The sequence below is a fragment of the Flavobacterium hibernum genome, from assembly GCF_000832125.1.
Taxonomy (GTDB): domain Bacteria; phylum Bacteroidota; class Bacteroidia; order Flavobacteriales; family Flavobacteriaceae; genus Flavobacterium; species Flavobacterium hibernum.
The window spans coordinates 129,766-149,947 of record NZ_JPRK01000003.1; the positions used below are offsets into that span (position 1 = coordinate 129,766).

19 protein-coding genes and 1 pseudogene are annotated in these 20,182 nt (G+C 34.3%); 11 read left to right on the plus strand and 9 right to left on the minus strand.

Annotated elements, in window-relative coordinates; translation table 11 throughout:
- Window positions 1-85: 85 nt before the first annotated feature.
- Entirely contained in the window at window positions 86-817 is a 732-nt protein-coding gene (locus tag IW18_RS02550; protein ID WP_041516024.1) for a hypothetical protein, read from the minus strand.
- A 352-nt stretch (window positions 818-1,169) separates the two neighbouring features.
- Here IW18_RS02550 and IW18_RS02555 point away from each other — a divergent pair, with 352 nt between their 5' ends.
- Complete coding sequence (locus tag IW18_RS02555) at window positions 1,170-2,858, plus strand: AraC family transcriptional regulator (protein ID WP_041516025.1); 1,689 nt, start codon at window positions 1,170-1,172, stop codon at window positions 2,856-2,858.
- A gap of 123 nt (window positions 2,859-2,981) precedes the next feature.
- Window positions 2,982-3,158 carry a histone H1 gene (locus tag IW18_RS02560; RefSeq protein WP_041516026.1) on the plus strand — a complete coding sequence of 59 codons (177 nt, stop codon included), beginning with the start codon at window positions 2,982-2,984 and terminating at the stop codon, window positions 3,156-3,158.
- 133 nt (window positions 3,159-3,291) lie between these two features.
- Here IW18_RS02560 and IW18_RS02565 read toward each other — a convergent pair whose 3' ends face one another.
- The 4 genes from IW18_RS02565 to IW18_RS02580 all read right to left on the minus strand — a co-directional run bounded on the left by IW18_RS02565 (window position 3,292) and on the right by IW18_RS02580 (window position 6,090).
- Window positions 3,292-3,609, minus strand: a complete 318-nt coding sequence (locus tag IW18_RS02565; RefSeq protein WP_041516027.1) for a hypothetical protein — start codon at window positions 3,607-3,609, stop codon at window positions 3,292-3,294.
- A gap of 53 nt (window positions 3,610-3,662) precedes the next feature.
- Complete coding sequence (locus IW18_RS02570) at window positions 3,663-4,268, minus strand: hypothetical protein (protein WP_041516028.1); 606 nt, start codon at window positions 4,266-4,268, stop codon at window positions 3,663-3,665.
- 66 nt (window positions 4,269-4,334) lie between these two features.
- Window positions 4,335-5,042 (minus strand): hypothetical protein, encoded by a 708-nt coding sequence (locus IW18_RS02575; protein ID WP_041516029.1) that lies wholly within the window; start codon window positions 5,040-5,042, stop codon window positions 4,335-4,337.
- Between the two features lie 199 nt (window positions 5,043-5,241).
- Complete coding sequence (locus tag IW18_RS02580) at window positions 5,242-6,090, minus strand: PD-(D/E)XK nuclease domain-containing protein (protein WP_052480057.1); 849 nt, start codon at window positions 6,088-6,090, stop codon at window positions 5,242-5,244.
- A gap of 414 nt (window positions 6,091-6,504) precedes the next feature.
- On the opposite strand from IW18_RS02580, the gene IW18_RS02585 reads away from it, so the two are divergent.
- From IW18_RS02585 to IW18_RS02595, 3 genes and pseudogenes are all read left to right on the plus strand, one after another.
- A complete protein-coding gene (locus IW18_RS02585) occupies window positions 6,505-7,755 on the plus strand; it encodes a site-specific integrase (RefSeq protein WP_003002515.1) in 1,251 nt (416 codons plus the stop codon).
- A gap of 648 nt (window positions 7,756-8,403) precedes the next feature.
- The gene (locus tag IW18_RS02590; protein WP_003002511.1) at window positions 8,404-8,796 is read left to right on the plus strand and encodes a single-stranded DNA-binding protein; all 393 of its coding nucleotides are present in this window, start codon (window positions 8,404-8,406) and stop codon (window positions 8,794-8,796) included.
- Between the two features lie 44 nt (window positions 8,797-8,840).
- A pseudogene (locus IW18_RS02595) lies at window positions 8,841-9,758 on the plus strand (DUF932 domain-containing protein); the annotation flags it as partial.
- 278 nt (window positions 9,759-10,036) lie between these two features.
- Here the strand turns inward: IW18_RS02595 and IW18_RS02600 are convergent.
- Genes IW18_RS02600 through IW18_RS02615 form a run of 4 tightly spaced genes read right to left on the minus strand, consistent with a single transcriptional unit; the run spans window position 10,037 to window position 12,722 of the window.
- Window positions 10,037-10,870: a hypothetical protein gene (locus tag IW18_RS02600; RefSeq protein WP_041516030.1), complete on the minus strand. Its 834-nt coding sequence runs from the start codon at window positions 10,868-10,870 to the stop codon at window positions 10,037-10,039.
- Between the two features lie 30 nt (window positions 10,871-10,900).
- The gene (locus IW18_RS02605; protein WP_002978226.1) at window positions 10,901-11,536 is read right to left on the minus strand and encodes a hypothetical protein; all 636 of its coding nucleotides are present in this window, start codon (window positions 11,534-11,536) and stop codon (window positions 10,901-10,903) included.
- A 2-nt stretch (window positions 11,537-11,538) separates the two neighbouring features.
- A complete protein-coding gene (locus IW18_RS02610) occupies window positions 11,539-11,943 on the minus strand; it encodes a DUF3408 domain-containing protein (protein WP_041516031.1) in 405 nt (134 codons plus the stop codon).
- Window positions 11,944-11,954: 11 nt separating this feature from the next.
- Window positions 11,955-12,722, minus strand: a complete 768-nt coding sequence (locus tag IW18_RS02615) for a ParA family protein (RefSeq protein WP_034736763.1) — start codon at window positions 12,720-12,722, stop codon at window positions 11,955-11,957.
- 698 nt (window positions 12,723-13,420) lie between these two features.
- Between IW18_RS02615 and mobA the strand changes: the two genes are divergently transcribed.
- From mobA to IW18_RS23335, 6 genes are all read left to right on the plus strand, one after another.
- The gene (mobA, locus tag IW18_RS02620) at window positions 13,421-13,852 is read left to right on the plus strand and encodes a conjugal transfer protein MobA (protein ID WP_041516032.1); all 432 of its coding nucleotides are present in this window, start codon (window positions 13,421-13,423) and stop codon (window positions 13,850-13,852) included.
- Window positions 13,853-13,860: 8 nt separating this feature from the next.
- Entirely contained in the window at window positions 13,861-15,147 is a 1,287-nt protein-coding gene (mobB, locus tag IW18_RS02625; protein WP_041516033.1) for a conjugal transfer protein MobB, read from the plus strand.
- 105 nt (window positions 15,148-15,252) lie between these two features.
- A complete protein-coding gene (gene mobC / locus IW18_RS02630) occupies window positions 15,253-17,253 on the plus strand; it encodes a conjugal transfer protein MobC (RefSeq protein WP_041516140.1) in 2,001 nt (666 codons plus the stop codon).
- A 132-nt stretch (window positions 17,254-17,385) separates the two neighbouring features.
- On the plus strand, window positions 17,386-18,015 hold the full coding sequence (locus tag IW18_RS02635; RefSeq protein ID WP_041516034.1) for a Crp/Fnr family transcriptional regulator: 630 nt from the start codon (window positions 17,386-17,388) through the stop codon (window positions 18,013-18,015).
- 60 nt (window positions 18,016-18,075) lie between these two features.
- Entirely contained in the window at window positions 18,076-18,873 is a 798-nt protein-coding gene (locus tag IW18_RS02640) for a sulfite exporter TauE/SafE family protein (RefSeq protein WP_041516035.1), read from the plus strand.
- A 519-nt stretch (window positions 18,874-19,392) separates the two neighbouring features.
- Window positions 19,393-20,160: an NAD(P)/FAD-dependent oxidoreductase gene (locus tag IW18_RS23335; protein ID WP_240475526.1), complete on the plus strand. Its 768-nt coding sequence runs from the start codon at window positions 19,393-19,395 to the stop codon at window positions 20,158-20,160.
- The last annotated feature ends 22 nt before the right edge of the window (window positions 20,161-20,182 follow it).

Genomic DNA, 20,182 nt, shown 5'->3' on the forward strand with positions numbered 1-20,182 from the left:
TAAAGGCTCACAATATTGAAAAGAATCAAAAACACGCAATACACATATTGCAATTGTTTTTCAATCGACTCAGTTATATACATAACTATTCTGTTTGGAGATTTTGAATTATGAGTCCTGTCACTATTGATTTATTAATCGCAGTTGAAGAATTTGCTACTGCACCTTGTACCGCTCCAACACGATTTCCAACAGAAGTTTCCCAATCCTTATCTTTACGTTCTTTAGCATAATACAATGAATATCTTACTATGGATGAAGTGGTAAGAATGATCCTCTTGTCCTCATTGCTAAACTGTGCGTTGGATATAACGGATGCTTCGAATGAAATTATGGATTGATGAATGATAGCATATTCATCAGTTTCCCATAACAGTATGGAATCCATAAAGTTGGAAAGAGAAATTTTAGCGGCATTTGTCATTGAGGAATTTGCAATCGCTTGCTCTAATTTTATTTGAGGATCATCAACAGTTTCTTGAATTTCCTGAAAGTTGCAGGGAAGACTTGTTGCCATATTTAATAGATCGTTATTCAGAACCGAGATAGAATCTACTTTTTGGCTGATTCGAGCAATCGTATTGAATGTATAATTTCCAGACAAGTAAACATCAAGGATGTCATTATGTATTTTACCTGCTATGTCATATTCATTAGCCGGATTTTCAGGACTTAGTGTCTGAAGTAGCTTTGCCGTTTTTTTAGATTTATTTTCAATAAGACCATCATCTAAAATTTTGGCATTATCAATACTCTCACTGGTACAAGAAACAAGTAGTGATGCTAATACAACTAGCAATAATAAAAGATTTTTCATGATTAAAAGTGTTAAATGTAAAGACTGTTTTTTTCAGTCAGTTCATTTCACCCGGGTTAGCAGAACTTTAATCCGGCACGATGCCAAATGTTTTTTGCTATTGAATTCACGACAAATCTAGAAGTAGATTTTTTGATTTGCAAAACGTTGTATATGGGTTTTCCGAATTTAGTATGTCGATTTTCGGAAAATCGACATACCTTTTTTTACTTAAAATAGACTAATTCTAAATAGATTGCAGTATATTTAACATTGTTTTAAACAAAACACAATGTTATATTTACACAATAGTGTTTTTCGCTGATAAAATGCATTTTCACATCAAATAATGTCTCATTTTTTAATTTAACTTATGATTAAAAATTATATATTATTAGTAATTCTTTGCTTTGGAAATCAATTGTATGCGCAGGAAATGGAACCGAAAATTTTCGATACGCTTAAAAGAAAAAGTTATGATTATCTTTTTGAACGTATAGAAGCCACAGCTGAGAATAAAGTAAACCAGGCATACTATCTTAAGTACTTTTTGAACAAGGCAAAAAAGGATAAAAATTTCGAGGAAATTGTAAATGGATATAAAAATTATTTATTCTATGCACCTGAAAAATCGAAATTGATATATGCAGACAGTATGATTTACACTGCCAAAAAAGCCAATAATAATGCTATTATTGGCTCAGCTTATCTTTCAAAGGGAATTGTTTACTATGCTAGAAAAGAGCACAAAAATGCATTGGATAATTACCTCATAGCTGATAATTTTATTTCCAAAACAAATGATAAGTACTTAGTGTATAAGGTTAAATATAATATTGCTATCATAAAATATTTTCTAGGGTTTTATGACGAAGCTATTTCTTTGTTTACTGAGTGTACAGATTATTTTAAAGAGAAAAATACAAGAGCATACTTAAATTCATTGCATTTACTCGGTTTGTGCCATAATAGGATTGGTAATTATGGATTATGTTCTGAAATAAATAAAAAAGGAATTGAAGAAGGGATAAGAATGTCAAATACTGAAATGAAAAATTATTTTATTCATTCAGAAGGCATCAATCAATACTCTAAAAACAACTACGCAGAAGCTATAAAAAAAATTAATTATTCCATTCCATCTATAAAGGAAAATAAAGATTTTGGCAATGAGTCTGTTGGGTATTTCTATATTGGAAAAAGCTATTGGGATCTCCATAAACCCGAAATTGCTTTGCCATATTTTTTTAAAGTTGATAAGATTTTTGATGATACAGGATATATACGTCCGGATTTACGGCAGAACTACGAGTTACTATTAAAGTATTATAAATCTAAAAAGGATCTTCATAAACAGCTCTATTATACGGATAAGCTACTAAAAGCAGACAGTATATTAGACAACAAGTTCATCTATCTTTCTGGCAGAGTTCGCAAAGTGTATGACACGAAAGTATTACTAAAAGATAAGCAGGATATTGAAGAATTGTTTAATAAGAGGAAGTATAACGATTTTATTTTTACTGGTATCGTACTAGTATTATTTTTAATCGTATCATTCATTGCTTACAGGCATATCAGGAATAAGAATGTTTATAGGCAAAAATTTGAGGAATTGATGGCAAAAAATGAGGCAGTTTCTAAAGTGGAAGTCAAAAATGTAAGTAATGGAATTGGAAATATAAATAAAGATACTATTGCAGATATACTTAAGCAATTGGAAAAATTTGAAAAGGATAAAAAATTTCTAGTAAAAGACCTGACTTCCGCAAAGCTTGCCGCTATTTTCAATTCCAATCCAAAATATTTATCACAGATAATTTATCAATACAGAGGAAAGAAATTTGTGAAATACATCGCTGATCTTAAAATCAATTATCTAATAAAGTTATTAAAAGAAGATAGTAAAATAAGGAAATATTCTAATAGTGCATTGGCTGAAGAAGTTGGCTTTAACAGTACTAAAACATTTACTCAGGCTTTTTTTGCAGAAGCTGGGTGTCCAACGTCTTATTTTATTGAGGAACTAAATAAGATGCCTCAAGAAAACAAGATTCTTTAATAAATAATTCATGAAATGTTTTCTATACTATTTATAAATTAAAAACGTTTTAATTTTTGCGGCAAAGTTGCTATACAACCAGCAAAATTTTACTTTTGCTGCCTTAATTTAATAAAATATATCATGAAAGATTTAGTAGCAAAAATTAACGCCGAAATCGAAACATTTAAAACAGAATCTGAATCATTAATTGATAAAGGTGTTAAAGCAGCAGGAGCTAGAGCTCGTAAATCAACTTTAGAAATTGAAAAACTTTTAAAAGAGTTTAGAAAAGTTTCTATTGAAGAGTCAAAAAAATAATTCAATCTTGCTTTATTGGGCTGTCTTTTAAAAGGCAGCCCTCGTTTTAATAAAAAGAGACTTCTAAATTCTCTATTTGAAAGCGACTACCACTTTTAGGGCTTCAATGATTGCTATGTTTTGCAGCATTATTTTAAATATTCTGAAAGTTTTTTAAAATCGCAAATTGTTCTTCTTCAATTGCGTGTTGATAACATGCGTCTTCTCTAACAAAATATTCTATTTCTGTATTTTTAACGGTAATAATATTATCAAGCATAAACTTATAATACAAATTAAAATCAGGTAAAAATCCCCATACAAAAGAATACTGATATGAATCGTTACCAAGTATATAAGGCTGAAATCTTGTGCCTTCAATAATATCTCCCAAACCGTGTCTAACAGCCAAAATAATCTCAGCATTATTTTTTATTCCATTCTCAATTTTAGAGTAATTTTCTCCTGTCATATTTATATTATTTAAACTTTAATTATTAATCACATTACTAACAGAAGTTTTTTTTATTTTATTTCTATTTCGTCAAAATTATATTGTTCTTCCAGACCTTTAATAATACTGTCAATTCTAATATATCTGATTTTTACGTAATAATCTTCAATAGTTAATATTCCTCCAATAGATAATAAGTTACAAATTAATGCATAGTTAGGTAATTGGTTTAAGAAGTAATTATAGATGTTTTCGTGATCACCAGTTCTATATCGAAAAGAGTATTCATCTTTTTTAACGAACTTACTAAATTTATCCTCAAATTCTTTATCTAACATTTCTCTAAATTTTTTCAATTCGTTTCTCAATTGGTATGCACAATAAGAATATAATACTAAAGAAAAATCATAGTGAAAGAGTATTTCTTTTTCGCTAATTATTATTGTATCGGTATCAAAGTATTTTGCTGGTGCTGAAAATTGTCCAATATGATTTGATCGAAAATATATATGAAATGGAACATTTTGAAATTGGTTTATAAAATCCCAAATGTCTTTATTATTTTCCCATCTTGCTCGTTGATGGTGCACATAGCCGTCAAAATATTCAGAATGTGACCAACGACTAACTAATGCTTTGTAAACCTTCGTTACTTTTTCATAAAGTTCCCTGTTCATAGTGTTTAATTTATCATTTTGGCAATACCCTCTAACTTTCTAGTCATGTATCCGTTTTCTTTAAATCTATTTTAATTCTACAAATTTATCTTCCTTATCATCAAATTTCATAATAGAATTTGGAACTATAGATTTGAAATCTTTTGTTTTATATTTAATTAATATACTTGAATTATTAAAAGAGTCTAAACTTTCTTGCAATCCAAATGTAAGTTCATAATTATTTTGTTTGTCTTTAATAATTTCTTTCAATTTATCAGTTTGTAAAATACAATCTTTTGTACAAACTTTTTCAAGAAGTAAATTAAGTTTTTTGTTATCAGAGTCGTTCAATTTAAAATCAACACTTTTAATTTCATTGTTATTAAGTAAAAAATATTTCTGTCTCAAAGAAGAATTTGTTCCATAATTAAATTCAAAGACAAAGAAATTTTTGTTTATGACTCTTTCGTCCATTTTATTAATTGGAGATGTTGTTATTTCACTTTTCCAATAATCACTATCTATTTTGTCAAAATCTAAATATGTGTAAGAATTTAAGCCAAAACCATCTTCAAGTAATTTATCAATTATGAAATTAAAGTTTTCTTTTGATAAGTTTTTTAACTTATTTTCGCTTTTAAATTCAGTTATTTTTTGACTATTGCCTTCTGTATTTATGTTCTGTGAACTATCAACGTTTTCAACTTTTACTTTTAAAGCAGCTTTGTCTTCAGATTTTTTTTGACAAGAAACAATTGAAATTAGTAATGCAGAAATAAGAATTTTTTTCATTTTTATGTTTTAATAATTGTTTTACGATTCATTTTATTTAACGTTTTTTGTAATTTTAAATATCTATCAGCGTAGTGCCAAAAGCGAGTTTGAATTAAATAAAACATCTTTATGTTTTACCGAATCTTTCCAAATACAAAGCGTACTTTCAATTTTACCAATTCCAAAAATTAATTGTAACTTTTTAGTAGCAGGATTTTTAATTTCCAACTACATATATTCCAATCCAGTTTTTAGGGAAACCTTTTTCTTTCCATATTTCATTGAATTTTTTTCGCCCCCAAAAATCACTAGTCACATAAAAAACCGCATAAAATAACTTATAAGTAGTATGATTTGAATATCCTGCAACGTCAACTAAAATTTGGTCTATTGTAGCTTTTAATTTCTCTTCTGTACGAGCATATTTATATTCTATTGCAGTATTTAAAGAAGGCAATAAAATGTCAGGTTTATATTCTTGTGCAATAGATAAAAAAGGTGATGTAGGATAATTTGCATTAGGAAATACGCCTTTACAAACAACTTTTACGGCATTATAAACTTCTGTTTCTGATTTTGGAACTTTATCTAGGTCTTTTACAATTACTGCGGTATTTTCGAGTATGTTTTCTAAATAAGTTATACCTGTCCTTTTTAATAGGTATTCGTCGTTTTTTTGTCCAAAGAATTCATATGTTCTAAGGAAATTCCATATTTCACTCAATATCACACAATAATGTTCTTGATTGTACGAATCGTAGGCAGACGATAACGTTTCAGCTTTTGTTTCTAATTTTGGAGATATAATATTTTTAAAATGTTTTAAATATTCTAATTCACCTTTTCCTTCAATATAACTACAAATTAATAGATAAACAGTTTTAGCATTATCTGTGAAGTGATCCTCCAAAGACTCGGTATACATTTCATAATCAAGGTCAGGTTTTTCTTGATCACTTTGAAAACTATAAATTTCGTTACGGTTTTCTATTTCGTAATAATTTGAACTCATTTCGTTTAGAATTTTCTGAATTTGTTGTTCTCTAAAATGGTTTAGTGAATCCATTAAATATTAATTTTATAATTTATAGATGTTTTTTAAGGCAATATTAGTGCAAAGTTTTCAGGCTTGGCGAAGTGGTCGAATTTAGTAATGAAACTATCATTTACCAACTGCTGTCATATTTCTTTTTTATTCGTTTCGTTTATTATTTTTCTTAAAAAAGATTAGTAAAAAGCAAAGTTAAGCAAAACGATTAAATCCGTTGCTATACAATGTTTTATAAAGAAGTAGTCTTTATTTGGAACTCGGTGTCTGATAGGTTTTGGGTTTGAAATGACAAAGTTAAGTTACTAATTCGTTACCGATTAATAGAGGTTCCTTATTAGTTTAAACGGTTATATTTCAGTGTTTTGCACTTATTTTTATATTTCCTTGTAACTCAATGTAAATTAATTTTAAACATTAAACATTTGAGTTATGACGCAGACAAAAAAATCAACGTTCAAACTGCTTTTCTACTTGAAAAAGAACGAACTAAAAAAAAATGGTAATGCTCCAATTATGGCACGTATTACCATTGACGGAACACCTAAAACTTTTGGGACAAAGTTAGAAATTGACCCTAGCAATTGGGATCTAAAATATGGAAGAGTTGAGGGCAAAAGCGCAACAGCTTTAAATATTAATAAAAAGTTGGATAACATACGTGGGCGTATCGACAAAATTTATGAAGATATGCTGAAACACGAGGGCTTTGCTACTTCCCAAAAAGTAAAGCTCTCATTCTTGGGTGTTGGTGTAATGGATGATGCAATTCTAAAAGTCTTTAACGATAAAAATGAGGATTTTAAAAAATTGGTTGACAAGGAAGAACGTTCACAAAGCACCTACAACAAGTACATCACGGTTTATAATCATCTTACCACTTTTATCAAAGAACGCTATCATCGTGATGATATGGCCTTTCGGGAATTGACTGGAGATTTTATTAGGGAATTCGATTTTTATCTTCGGTACGATTTACAATCTACACATAATACGGTTTGGGTTTACACGATGCCCGTACTAAGTCTGGTAGAATTGGCTATAAAAAAAGGTTTGATACGTGATAATCCGTTTCAAGATTATGAAATTAATATGGAAGAAACCGACAGGGGTTATATTCTTAAAGAAGATGTAGAAAAACTGATGATGTGTGCACCGCCCCACCCACGGTATGAGCTTGTAAAAGATCTTTTTATTTTCAGTTGTTTTACCGGACTTGCTTATGCGGATATTAAAAAACTAACAAGGAACAATATTCAGTCTTTCTTCGATGGCCATCAATGGATCATCAGCAGAAGAAAAAAATCAGATATTGCTTCTAATGTTCGGTTAATGGAAATCCCAAAACGTATCATAGAAAAATACCTCGGTAGCACTCGTAATGAGTTTATCTTTCCAGTTCCAACCAATGTAACCTGCAATACTCACATTGGCAAATTAATTGAAAAAGCTAAAATTATTACAGAACAAAAAGTAACTTTTCACACCGCAAGACACACATTTGGAACGATGTTTTTGACAGAAGGTGTTCCCCTTGAAAGCCTTAGTAAAATGATGGGGCATAAAAATATTTCTACTACACAGATTTATGCTAAAATTACCAGCCAAAAGATTAGTAAGGATATGGATTTGGTAGCTCCTAAATTTAAGGAGATTGAAGAAGCGTTTTTACAGGTTATATAGTTAATCACAATTTGATAATTACGAGCAGAACTTAACGGTTCTGCTTTTTTTATGCCCATATTTTATAGCCAAAGCACATTTACTTCGCTCTGCTATTCCCTTTCTGTAAAAGAGCTTTTCGGCTACTTCTGGAACAGAAGATTAAAAAATGTTGCCATCTACGCCTCCCACACAAATACAATTTTTTAATCCTCTATTAGTGTGGCTTTGATAGCCCCACCGCTTTAAAAAAGTGTTTTAAAAATTCAGCGAATTGGAAGTGTTATTTCAATTCACTGTAAACCATTTCTCAATGCCATCTTCTTAGCTTCCACATTCATTTTTATCCAAAGACCCGTATGCTTTTTGTCCCATTTCAAGAGCAAAGGTATTTCCGTGTTCTTAACGCATCACAAAGGTCAAGCAAGTTTGGAAAATAATCTCCACCCGTTGGGTAGTATTTTTTTCCAAAACCTTGGTGATGCTAAACACGAACCTTTTATGCTCGTGAAACGAAACATAGCATACTCCGGCTCTTTAAACGAATAAAAAAAATGTCAGATACGAAAATTAAAAACATTGGAAATGGTAATGAAACGAAACAGCACCTCCTCTCATTGCCGAATAAATCTAAAAAAAATCAAAATCAATAACTAAAAATTAAAGAATATGAACATCACAGGAAGACTGACAAGGGATGCGGAAGTACGCACAACGTCACAGGACAAACAAGTAGTAAATTTTTCAGTAGCGACCAACGACAGCTACCGTAACAAGCAAGGCGAACGCATAGAGCAAACAACCTATTTCGACTGCTCCTATTGGATAACCCCGAATGTAGCCAAGCTACTCACAAAAGGCACTTTGGTAGAACTATCGGGACGAGTAAGTACAAGAGCGTGGACAGGTAATGATGGAGAGCCAAGAGCAGGTCTGAATTTCCACACCTCACAAATCAAATTGCACGGAGGTAGTAAGAGAACCGAAAGCGTACAAGCTACTGCACAAACAGGAAACAACAGTACAGCAGGAAAAGGTACAGAAGACGACCTTCCATTTTAATCAAGAACATTCAATCCATTTTTTATATCAAAATTTTAAACATTATGGCACATAATATCAATTTCAACGAGAGAACAGGACGTTATTCATTTTTCAGCGTTCAGCAAAAAGCGTGGTACGGTTTAGGGCAAATCGTGGAGCAATACCCAACAAGCGAGGAAGCTATCAAACACGCAGGATTAGATTACGAAGTCGTAAAATCCCCACTATTTACCAAAGGTTCGGGCATTATCGAAACCACCAACGGTATAGAGATAGGCAGTAGCGAATTGGAAGTACCTAACTATTTCGCCAACATACGCACCGATAACAATGCCGTATTGGGCGTAGTCGGTAAGGATTACCATATCGTACAAAACCGTGAAGCCTTTAATTTCTTTGATGCTATTGTAGGCGGTGACGAGGGCATTCTGTACGAAACCGCAGGAGCAATAGGCAACGGAGAACGCATTTTTATTACAGCCAAATTGCCCGATTATATTCGTGTAGGCAATGGCGATGATGTTACAGAAAAGTACATTTTCCTTACCACTTCGCACGATGGTAGCGGAAGCATCACAGCCGCATTTACGCCTATCCGTATTGTTTGCCAAAACACGCTGAATGCATCTTTACGCAGTATGACCAATGTTGTTCGTATCAAACACACTTCGGGAGCAAAACAACGTATCGAGAACGCTCACAAGATTATGGGACTTGCCAACACATTAAGCAATCAATTGGAGAGTATTTTCAACGAATGGGCAAAAGTAAAGGTAACGGACCAAGAGGTTAAAAAGCTAATCCAATTGGCACTTTGCCCGAATAAGGAAACGCTTGACCTTATCAAAAAAGGTGCAGAAGATGAAATTTCCACCGTGTTCAAAAACACCGTTGAAGATGCTTTTGCATACGCAATGATAAGCGACACCCAACAAATGGATACGACAAAAGGAACATTGTTCGGAGCTTATAATGCGGTGCGAGTTGATGTTTGTAAGTGTGCTATTAAAAAAGGTTTAACCCTATAATATTTGCGTATTTAATAACATATCCAAATACTTTAGTCCAATTAAGATAATAATTTCAAGCAATCTGCCAGCGAAGATGGATAGGTTGCTACTTTCTCCATTCTCCCACGCTTTACAGGTTTTCTGGACATTGCTGTGCAGTGAGTGGTAATTTCATCAATAATTTGGCATAAAGCACGTCAGAACAAAATGCTGTCTGACGGGCTTCTTTCTAATCCTTTTTTATAAGGCTACATTTTTCGTCCTTTGTTTCCTTGCTCTTTTTTTGAAGAGAAAACAGGTTTGTTTTGGAGTTTTTTCTTGGTCATTTTTTCTTTCAGCACCTTCAGGTTTTCTGTTATTATTTGTGGTAGAAATGTTTCCTTCCAGGGAATTGTCTTTGCTTCAAAATGAGATTTTAAACCTATACGTTTTAAATCTTCTTTGATATTCCAACCTCCGTTTCGATTCCATCCGATAGGGTCAAGTTCTCTTTGGAAAGGGAATTGAACTGCGATAAGGTCTTTTGGTAATTCCAGAATGCTGTCGTAGTCTAATTCTTGGAATTCATGTATTTTGGGATTGTAGGGAATGATGTAAGCATTCGCTTCCTCGGAGAAGTAATGATCTATTTCATCAAAGACGATTCCTTTTGACAAAAAATCATCTTTAGGACGAAGCATACCCATTCGGATATCAACATAGAAGGTATGACCTTCAATATTGATTGTAGGAAGCATTCCCTTTTGGGTTCTGTCATTGAATGCCGTCTGATCCACCATCAAGTCGAAGTCTGTTTTATTTTCTAATTCTTGGGGTGTTAGCTTATACTTTTCTGCCATTCCTGCTGGATCAAGCACAACGAGTTCCGGTATCTTTACTGAAGTGTCTTCTCCGTTACTTATAAGGTTCGGAATGTTCTTCTCCTGTAGACTATAGTTAAAAGCGTAGCCATCTTCTACATCGCTCATTACGTAAATTGAAATGGTATTGACTGGATTGTTTTTTTCCCTTAACTCGACCTTATTTATATCGATCAAGAAATCTGTTCCCTCGATATTTATACTGGGCAATTCTCTTTCCATACTTCGTTGTTTTAAAAGACAAAGGGAAGTCTATACAAACTCCCCAATGTCGAAATTTTCCAAATCATTTTTCCGCAAAGTGGAAGAACTGGTTTCCGTTTCAGAAGAAAGGCTACTATCCAATAGCTCTGCTATTTTACGAGAAGTGCCTTCCATAGAATTTTCCAAAAGGCTGAATAATTCGGTTCCCTGTATTTTCTGAACTATAGCTATCGCTGTTTCCTTTTGAGATTGCTCCAGTTTTTCTTTTTGAAGCAGTATCCCCACGGAGCTTAGTTCTTCAAAGGTAACCCCTTGGGCGAAACCGTTATCGCCATCGGATAATTCGTACCTATTCCATTCTTCCTCCTCTTCCCCAAAATCAGGCATATTACTGAAAACTTCGTCCAGCTCTTCCTGCGGAATTTGAATGCCGACGTTTTCATTTTCGTCGTATTCTATGTCAAAATTATCAGGATTTATTTCTGGTTTTTCAACTTGGCTTTCGGTGGCATTGTTTGGCACCGAAAGGCTTCTCTTAGGTCTAGGTTGCCCCATAATATCGGGCAGTTTAGGGTTGCTTTTTTCCTGTATCGGTTTTCTTTCTGAACTTTTTTTGATTACAATCTTGTCCTGCACAAGCAGGGCAATCACAATCAGCAGGCATATCACAATTACTATTTCCATAACTATAAAATGGGTTTAAAACGTTCGTTGAAATAATCAGTAATATCATCCCCAAACTCCCTAAAGTGGTGTTCAAGGATGTTGTCGATATAAGAATAGAGTGTAGTCTTTTCTTCTCTTGTTAATTGCACAATGCGGATTAACCTTTCGTGGTATTCGGGACGTATGTAAACGACCTTTCCGTTTCGACCTGAAGGAAACCGATTGACCAGAAATGTCTCCTCATAATCCACCTTCTTTGAGGAACTATTGCGGGCTTTTTCTTTTGGTTTTGTTTCCTTCTGTATTTCCTGTTGTTGATTGGCTTCGGGTACAGTAAAAGACTGATTACCACTCATGATATTCATGATTAATTCTTCATCAACAACAGGTTTATCGAAGTCTTTTCTTCTCTTATCTGTTGACATACTTAACTATTTTAGAGGTTAACAATTTTTAAAAACTCCTCAACAAACAAATCCATTCTAGTTACTTTCATAAGCTGTGGTTCGGCAGGTAGCAAACTTGACCGGAATACACTGTTCAAGGTATCATCCGTTTCTTTCCTGAAACGTTTACTATCCATGATTTTTGAGGTCATTACAGATAAATCAAGCTCGTTAATGACACTTTGATAAGCCTCGTATATTCCTGTCTTTTCCCGGCCATCTACCTGGTTCCAAAACATCCACATTTTCTGATCCTCATTACTCTCAGCAGTTTCGGGTAAGCCAAGGAATGCTTTAGTAAAGCTCAACGTACTTTCCATAACCAGACGGTCAGCACTGATTGGAGAAAAAATAAAATCCATTGTTCTTAAGGTAGTAAGCACACCTTTTGTATTAGCTGTGCCGGGAAGGTCAAAAAAAGTTATATCAGGCTCTATTGTAGATTGATTTACGTATTCCAAAGCCTTTGACAAGGCATCCTCCGCTTTACAACTGATAATCGGATATGCCTTTTTATTGATGCTTTGATACAATTTCATTGCAGATCTTTTATGGTAATCATTCTGCATAATAGTTTTCAAATCCCTTTCTCTCATATTGGCTAAGCTGTGTTGTGGAAAATCACAATCCATTACAAGGACATTAAATCCTAAACGATAATGCAATACACTTGAAAGTAGTGCAGTCATAGTAGATTTTCCAACACCGCCTTTAGGCGTTGAAAAACTGATTTTTAAAGTTTTCTTTTCTGTTTCCATTATTTAAAGATTTATTGTTACACATTTTATTTGTTTGACAGGTTTGAATATTGGTGTATTTAAATAGCACCTATTTCCCGTATGCCTGTATTCCCTTTTTGGAAATTTTCTTGATTGTTATTTGCTTTCATTACCGCTTGGTGGGTAATCATTTTTAGCAACTGGTAAACCTTGTAGCTAGTAAATTGCTTTATCGCTTTTATGCTTTTACACTTTTATTGTTTTATGCTTTTAAAACCATATGCTTTTATTCCAAAATATTTGTACTAAAACCCAATTTATTTTTTACCCCTAATACATTTTTTATTACCTGCACTAAAACTATACGGCAAATAAAGCGATCGAATTGGCTCATTATTGATGTGTGGCAGTGTTTGGCTTCCAAAGGCAGAGTTTGTCCTAGTATCACATTGCAATACTTTTATTAACAGTTGGTTACTTTGTAAAATGAATTTTACTAACGGATTTATGCAAAGCATCTTGATAAAATGGACACGAAGCAGAACGGCTTCAAGCCGTTTTTTCCTGTTACATTTAATCCGTCCCGCAGGGCGGATTTTTGTGTTCACCGGAACACGGCAAGTTGTGTTTTGAGGCACTCGAAACCGAGTTAGTGCCTCAAAACAACTTGCCCTTAGCAGGGGGCAGAAAACGCTCTCCGAAGTCGAGGTTTTGTGTGGATTAAAAATGGATTAGTGATGAACGAGAACAGTAACAAAAAACAGAATAAGGGCGGACGGACACCGAAAACCGATCCAAGCATCCACCGCCACGTTTTCCGTCTTACAGACGAAGAAAATGCCAAACTTTTATCGCTTTTTGAAGCATCGGGAATGCCCAATAAAGCAAAGTTTATCATTTCCCTGCTGTTCAGTAAGGAAATGAAATCGGTTAAAATTGACAAGGGAACGGTTGATTTTTATATGCGATTGACCTCGTTTCACAGTCAATTTCGCTCCGTAGGAGTAAATTATAACCAGATTGTAAAACTATTGTACAAGAATTTTTCCGAGAAAAAAGCCGCAGCGTTCCTTTACAAATTAGAAAAACAGACGGCTGAAATGGCGATGCTATGCCAAAAAATCATTCAGATAACTGAAGAATTTGAGGCAAAACATTTGAAAAAATAGTCTTAGAAATGATAGCAAAAATCGGCAGAAGTGGAAATGTATACGGAGCATTGGCATACAATCAGCTCAAAGTGGAGAATGAAAATGGAAAAATTTTGTTTGCCAATAAGATGATTGAAACTGCTAACGGGCATTATTCCGTGGCACAATTAGCCCAATCTTTTGCGCCTTATTTGATAGCGAACCGAAATACAGAAAAACATACGTTGCATATTTCGCTCAATCCTGACCCGAAAGATAAGGTAAGCGATGATAAATATCGGGTAATGGCAGAGCAGTATATGCGGGAAATGGGTTACGGCGAACAGCCTTTTGTGGTATTTAAACATACCGATATTGACCGCAGTCACATTCATATCGTATCGGTTTGCGTGGACGAAGAAGGCAAAAAGATTTCAGATAAATTCGAGAAAATGCGGTCTATGAATATTTGCCGTGAACTGGAAAGGAAATATGGATTGATAACCGCAGCTGATAAAGAACATAAACAGAAAGACAAGATTTTCCATCCGGTAGATTACAAAGCTGGAGATGTAAAAAGCCAAATCGCTTCGGTTGTCCGCCACCTGCCTAACTACTACCAGTACCAAACTTTGGGTGAATATAATGCTTTGCTTTCCCTGTTCAATATTACCGCCGAAAAAGTGGAGGGCGAATTGCTAGGGAAAATGCAACAGGGTTTGTTGTACATCCCGTTAAATGAGAAAGGCGAAAGAGCCGGGCATCCATTCAAGGCTTCCTTATTCGGAAAAAGTGCTGGACTTCCTGCTTTAGAATTGCATTTTGCAAAAAGCAAAGAGGCTTTAAAAAACCACCCGACAAAACCAACCATTAAAGCTGCCGTTACCTTTGCTCTGCAATCTACAAATAACGAACAGGCTTTTAAAAATCAGTTGAGCGAACAGGGCATTAACGTTGTGGTTCGTAGGAATGACACAGGTCGAATTTATGGTATAACTTTTATAGACCACAATTCTAAAACGGTTTGGAACGGTTCACGTTTGGGCAAGGAACTTTCTGCCAATACCTTTAATGATTATTGGAATAATAATATCAAATCTGGGATAAAAGAGCCAGTTGAATTACAATCGAAAATATCAAGACCAAATGATGCAGATCTTTCTGCGGAAGAACCTCATCACTTGTTCGACTTCCTGAATACTACTGAAAAACACGAAGACGGTTTGATTGAAGCATTAGGCGGTTTGCTTCCCGAAGCACAGGGCGAAGATTATGAGGAACAAGATTTTGCTAATAAAATGAAGAAGAAGCGTAAACGCAAAAGAAGTCAGTAATAAACATTTAGCCAAATACCGCCAAATACCGCCAATAACTTCCACATTTTAAGAGCCGATAGCAACAGCCTTTAAATTCACGCCCGAACATTAAATCTTAAAATGATGCAGGGAGAAGACGATTTAAGAGGGCTTGCCAAGATAATGGCTTTTATGAGGGCAGTAAGTATTCTTTTGGTACTGATGCATCTTTACTGGTTCTGTTACGGTTTCTTTAAAGAACGTGGATGGACATTAGAAATAATCAACAAAATTTTAGGGAATTTCGACAGAACTGCGGGTTTGTTTTCGCAAAATTTATACACCAAAGTATTTGCGTTGGTATTGCTGGCTTTAAGCTGCCTGGGAACTAAAGGCGTAAAAAATGAGAAGATAACCTGGTCTAAAATCTATGTGGCTTTGGCAATTGGCTTTGTCCTATTTTTTCTGAACTTTCCATTATTGAAGTTACCTTTACTTACTGCCACATTTCTATATATTCTTTCTACAGGTTTAGGTTATGTTGCTTTAATGGTAGCCGGAGTTTGGATGAGCCGTTTGCTCCGCAACAACCTGATGGACGATGTATTCAACAACGAGAACGAAAGTTTTCAGCAGGAAACTCGTTTAATGGAAAACGAATATTCTGTCAATCTCCCCACGAAGTTTTATTACAAAGGAAAGTGGAACAATGGCTGGATTAACATAGTCAATCCTTTTCGAGCCTCGATTGTGTTGGGTACTCCGGGTTCAGGAAAATCTTATGCAATCGTAAACAATTACATCAAGCAGCAGATTGAGAAAGGCTTCTCAATGTACATCTACGATTTCAAGTTTGACGACCTATCTACCATTGCATACAACCACTTATTGAAGCATCGGGATAAATACAAAGTTCAGCCGAAATTTTATGTGATAAATTTTGACGACCCACGCAAGAGCCACCGTTGTAATCCTTTGAACCCCGACTTTATGACGGACATTTCGGATGCTTATGAAGCGGCTTATACCATAATGCTTAACCTCAACCGAAGCTGGATACAGAAGCAAGGGGATTTCTTCGTGGAAAGCCCAATCATTCTTTTGGCTGCTATTATTTGGTATCTGAAAATCTATGAAAACGGTAAGTATTGTACCTTTCCACACGCTATTGAATTACTGAACAAAAAGTATTCGGACGTATTCACGATTTTAACTTCATATCCTGATTTGGAAAATTACTTATCGCCTTTTATGGATGCGTGGCAAGGCGGAGCACAAGACCAATTACAGGGACAAATCGCATCTGCAAAAATTCCGTTGTCAAGAATGATTAGCCCGCAGTTGTACTGGGTAATGACTGGCGATGATTTTTCTTTAGACATCAACAATCCAAAAGAGCCAAAAATTTTATGTGTTGGTAATAATCCCGACCGTCAAAATATTTATTCAGCAGCGTTGGGATTGTACAATTCAAGAATTGTAAAGCTCATCAACAAAAAAGGACAATTGAAGAGTTCTGTTATCATTGATGAGCTACCCACTATTTACTTCAGGGGATTGGATAATTTGATTGCAACGGCGAGAAGTAATAAGGTAGCCGTGTGCTTAGGTTTTCAAGATTTTTCCCAGCTTATCCGTGATTACGGAGATAAAGAAGCTAAGGTTATACAAAATACCGTTGGTAATATTTTCAGTGGACAGGTAGTTGGTGAAACGGCAAAAAGCCTTTCGGAACGTTTCGGGAAGGTTTTACAGAAACGCCAGAGTATGACGATTAACAGGAATGATAAATCTACCTCTATTTCAACACAGTTAGATAGCCTTATTCCGGCTTCCAAAATTTCAACACTTACACAGGGTATGTTTGTGGGTTCCGTTTCGGATAATTTTGATGAGCGTATCGAACAAAAGATTTTCCACGCTGAAATTGTAGTGGATAATGAAAAGATAGCCGCAGAAACTAAAGTCTATCAGAAGATACCAGAAATCCTCTCCTTTGTCAATGACCAAGGAGAGGACAAAATGAAACAAGAAATTGAAAGCAATTACCGTCAAATAAAATCAGATATTCTTAGTATTGTTGAAAATGAAATGGAACGAATTAAAAATGATCCCGACTTGCAGCATTTGATACAAAAGGGATGAAACTATTAACTTTGTAACAAAAGTCACAAAGTATTAAAGGAAGATAATGTAAGTTTGTAGGTTACATTTTTCTATTACGGAATAAATCAACACCGCAACAACAAATATTATTAATTAGTAAGTCTTAAAAAAATGCAAACGGAACCATTAGAACAAATAACAGAATTTAAGACCTCTCCTGAATTGATAGGCAAACTTTATGAATATAGCATAAGAAAAGAATATGAAGCAGGAAGTGTTATACTAGATGAAAATGCTTCCATCCGTTCTATTCCAATTGTAACCAAAGGTACGCTGAAAGTAATACGGACAGAAGAAGATGGTAGAGAAATTTTGCTTTACTATATCAAAGCTGGTGAAAGCTGTATCATGTCTTTCTTAGGCGGTATGCACAATGAAACAAGTAAGGTAAAAGCTGAAGTGGAAGAAGATGCGGAAATACTTTTTTTGCCCATGGATAAAGTATCCTTATTCATTAAGGAATATCCGCAATGGCTAGATTATATTTTTCGTTTATACCATAAACGTTTTGAAGAATTATTGGAAATTGTTAATGCCATCACTTTTAAGAAAATAGATGAACGTTTATTGAATTTGTTGATTAAAAAGCGTGAACTTACTGAAAATAATATTCTGCACATCACCCACGAACAATTAGCTAATGAACTTGGGACTGCCCGTGTAGTGGTGTCAAGGTTACTCAAACAGTTAGAAGAAATAGGTAAGGTTAGGCTAGGTAGAAATAAAATAACCCTTATGTAACAAAAGTAGCTGTGCAGGTTTTTGAATTGATGCAAATTTGTTGTAACAATTTAAAAATCTATGGACATAACAGGGTATATAGCATCAATTTTTATAGGTATCTCTTTAGGGTTAATAGGCGGCGGAGGCAGCATCCTTACTGTTCCAGTTCTCGTTTATCTATTTGGTCTTGATGCATTATTAGCTACAGCTTATTCTCTTTTTATAGTTGGCTCCACAAGCGTCGTCGGCTCTTTTTCTTATTTCAAAAAAGGATTGGTAAGCATCAAAACAGCTATTATATTTGGTATTCCATCAATTGTAGCCGTTTTTCTAACTAGGGCTTACATCGTTCCCGCTATTCCTGAAGAAGTTTTCAGTATTGCAGCTTTTACCGTTACCAAAAACATTCTTTTGATGTTGCTTTTTGCTGTATTGATGATTTTCGCTTCATACAGCATGATAAAAAAATGTAAAGGAGAAGATTGTTTACCTACCGACACGCCCACCGTAAGTACATTATTAATCGTTATTCAGGGAATATTTGTGGGCTTTGTTACCGGATTAATCGGCGCTGGTGGAGGCTTTTTAATCATTCCTGCCCTAGTCAATTTATTGCGTTTAGAATTTAAAAAAGCAATCGGTACTTCGCTAGTAATCATAGCTCTTAATTCCCTTTTTGGCTTTGCCATTTCCGTTACACATTATACAATAGACTGGATATTTCTTTTTAAAATTTTGGCTCTCGCCATTACCGGAGTGCTTATCGGAAGCTATCTATCTAAAAAAATAGATGGTAAAAAACTAAAGCCTGCTTTCGGTTGGTTTGTACTGCTTATGGGTATTTACATCATCATCAAAGAAACTTTATTAAACTAAAATCATAATAATATGGAAAAGCATTATCAAATAGTTATCGTTGGCGGTGGAAATGCAGGATTATCTGTTGCATCATAATTACTTCGTAAAAGAAATGGGTTAAGTATTGGCATTATTGAGCCTTCAGAAAATCATTATTATCAACCTGCGTGGACATTAGTTGGTGCAGGAATTTTTGATATTAAAAAGACTATCCGTAATGAAAAGGATTTTATTCCAAAAAATGCGACATGGATAAAAGAAGCAGTTGCTGAATTTAATCCTACTTCAAACAAAGTAATTTGCAGTTCTGGAAAAGAAATTTCATACGATTATTTAATTGTTTGTCCGGGTATCCAATTAGATTGGAATAAAATAAAAGGATTAAAAGAAACCTTAGGTAAAAACAATGTAAGCAGTAATTATAATTTTAATTCAGCACCATATACTTGGGAAATGATTAAAAATTTTAAAGGCGGTATAGCAGTCTTTACTAACCCATCCACGCCTATTAAATGTGGTGGTGCCCCACATAAAATCATGTATCTGGCTGTAGATTATTGGCGTAAGAAAGGTGTTTTAGACAAATGTGACATACATTATATTTCTGGGGCAACAGTTATATTTGGTGTGCCTGAATATAAAGCAACATTAGAAGAAGTATTAAAAAAAGGTAATATAAAAGTACATTATAGTGCTAATACAATAGGAATTGATGCAAATAATAAAACAATCGAGTTCGAAACCAAAAGCACTCCAAGTTCAATAAAGCAGTCATTATCAGAAACGACAGCTGCTTGTTATAGTATTAACGAAGCATCACAAACTGATTTAGCAAATAAAGTTACTCTTTCATTTGATTTATGCCATGCAGTACCTCCCCAATCTGCCCCAGACTTTATTAAAAAAAGCCCCTTAGCAGATGCTTCAAATCCCTATGGTTATGTAGAGGTCAATAAAAACACAATGCAGCATTCAAGATTTCCCAATGTTTTTGCTTTGGGAGATTGCACCAATGCACCCTGTAGTAAAACCGGAGCGGCAATACGAAAACAAGCACCAGTTGTAGTTACGAACTTATTAGAAGTAATGGATAAACAACCTGTAACCGCTCAATATGATGGCTACAGTGCTTGCCCGATACCGACGCAATACGGAAAATTAATGCTGGCAGAGTTTGATTATAACAACAAACCAAAAATGACATTTCCATTCAATCAAGCAAAACCACGTTGGACAATGTGGATACTGAAAACAAAAGTATTGCCTTGGCTATATTGGAACAAAATTTTAAAAGGCACAGCTTAGCTACCTAGGTTGTATCGCCTGA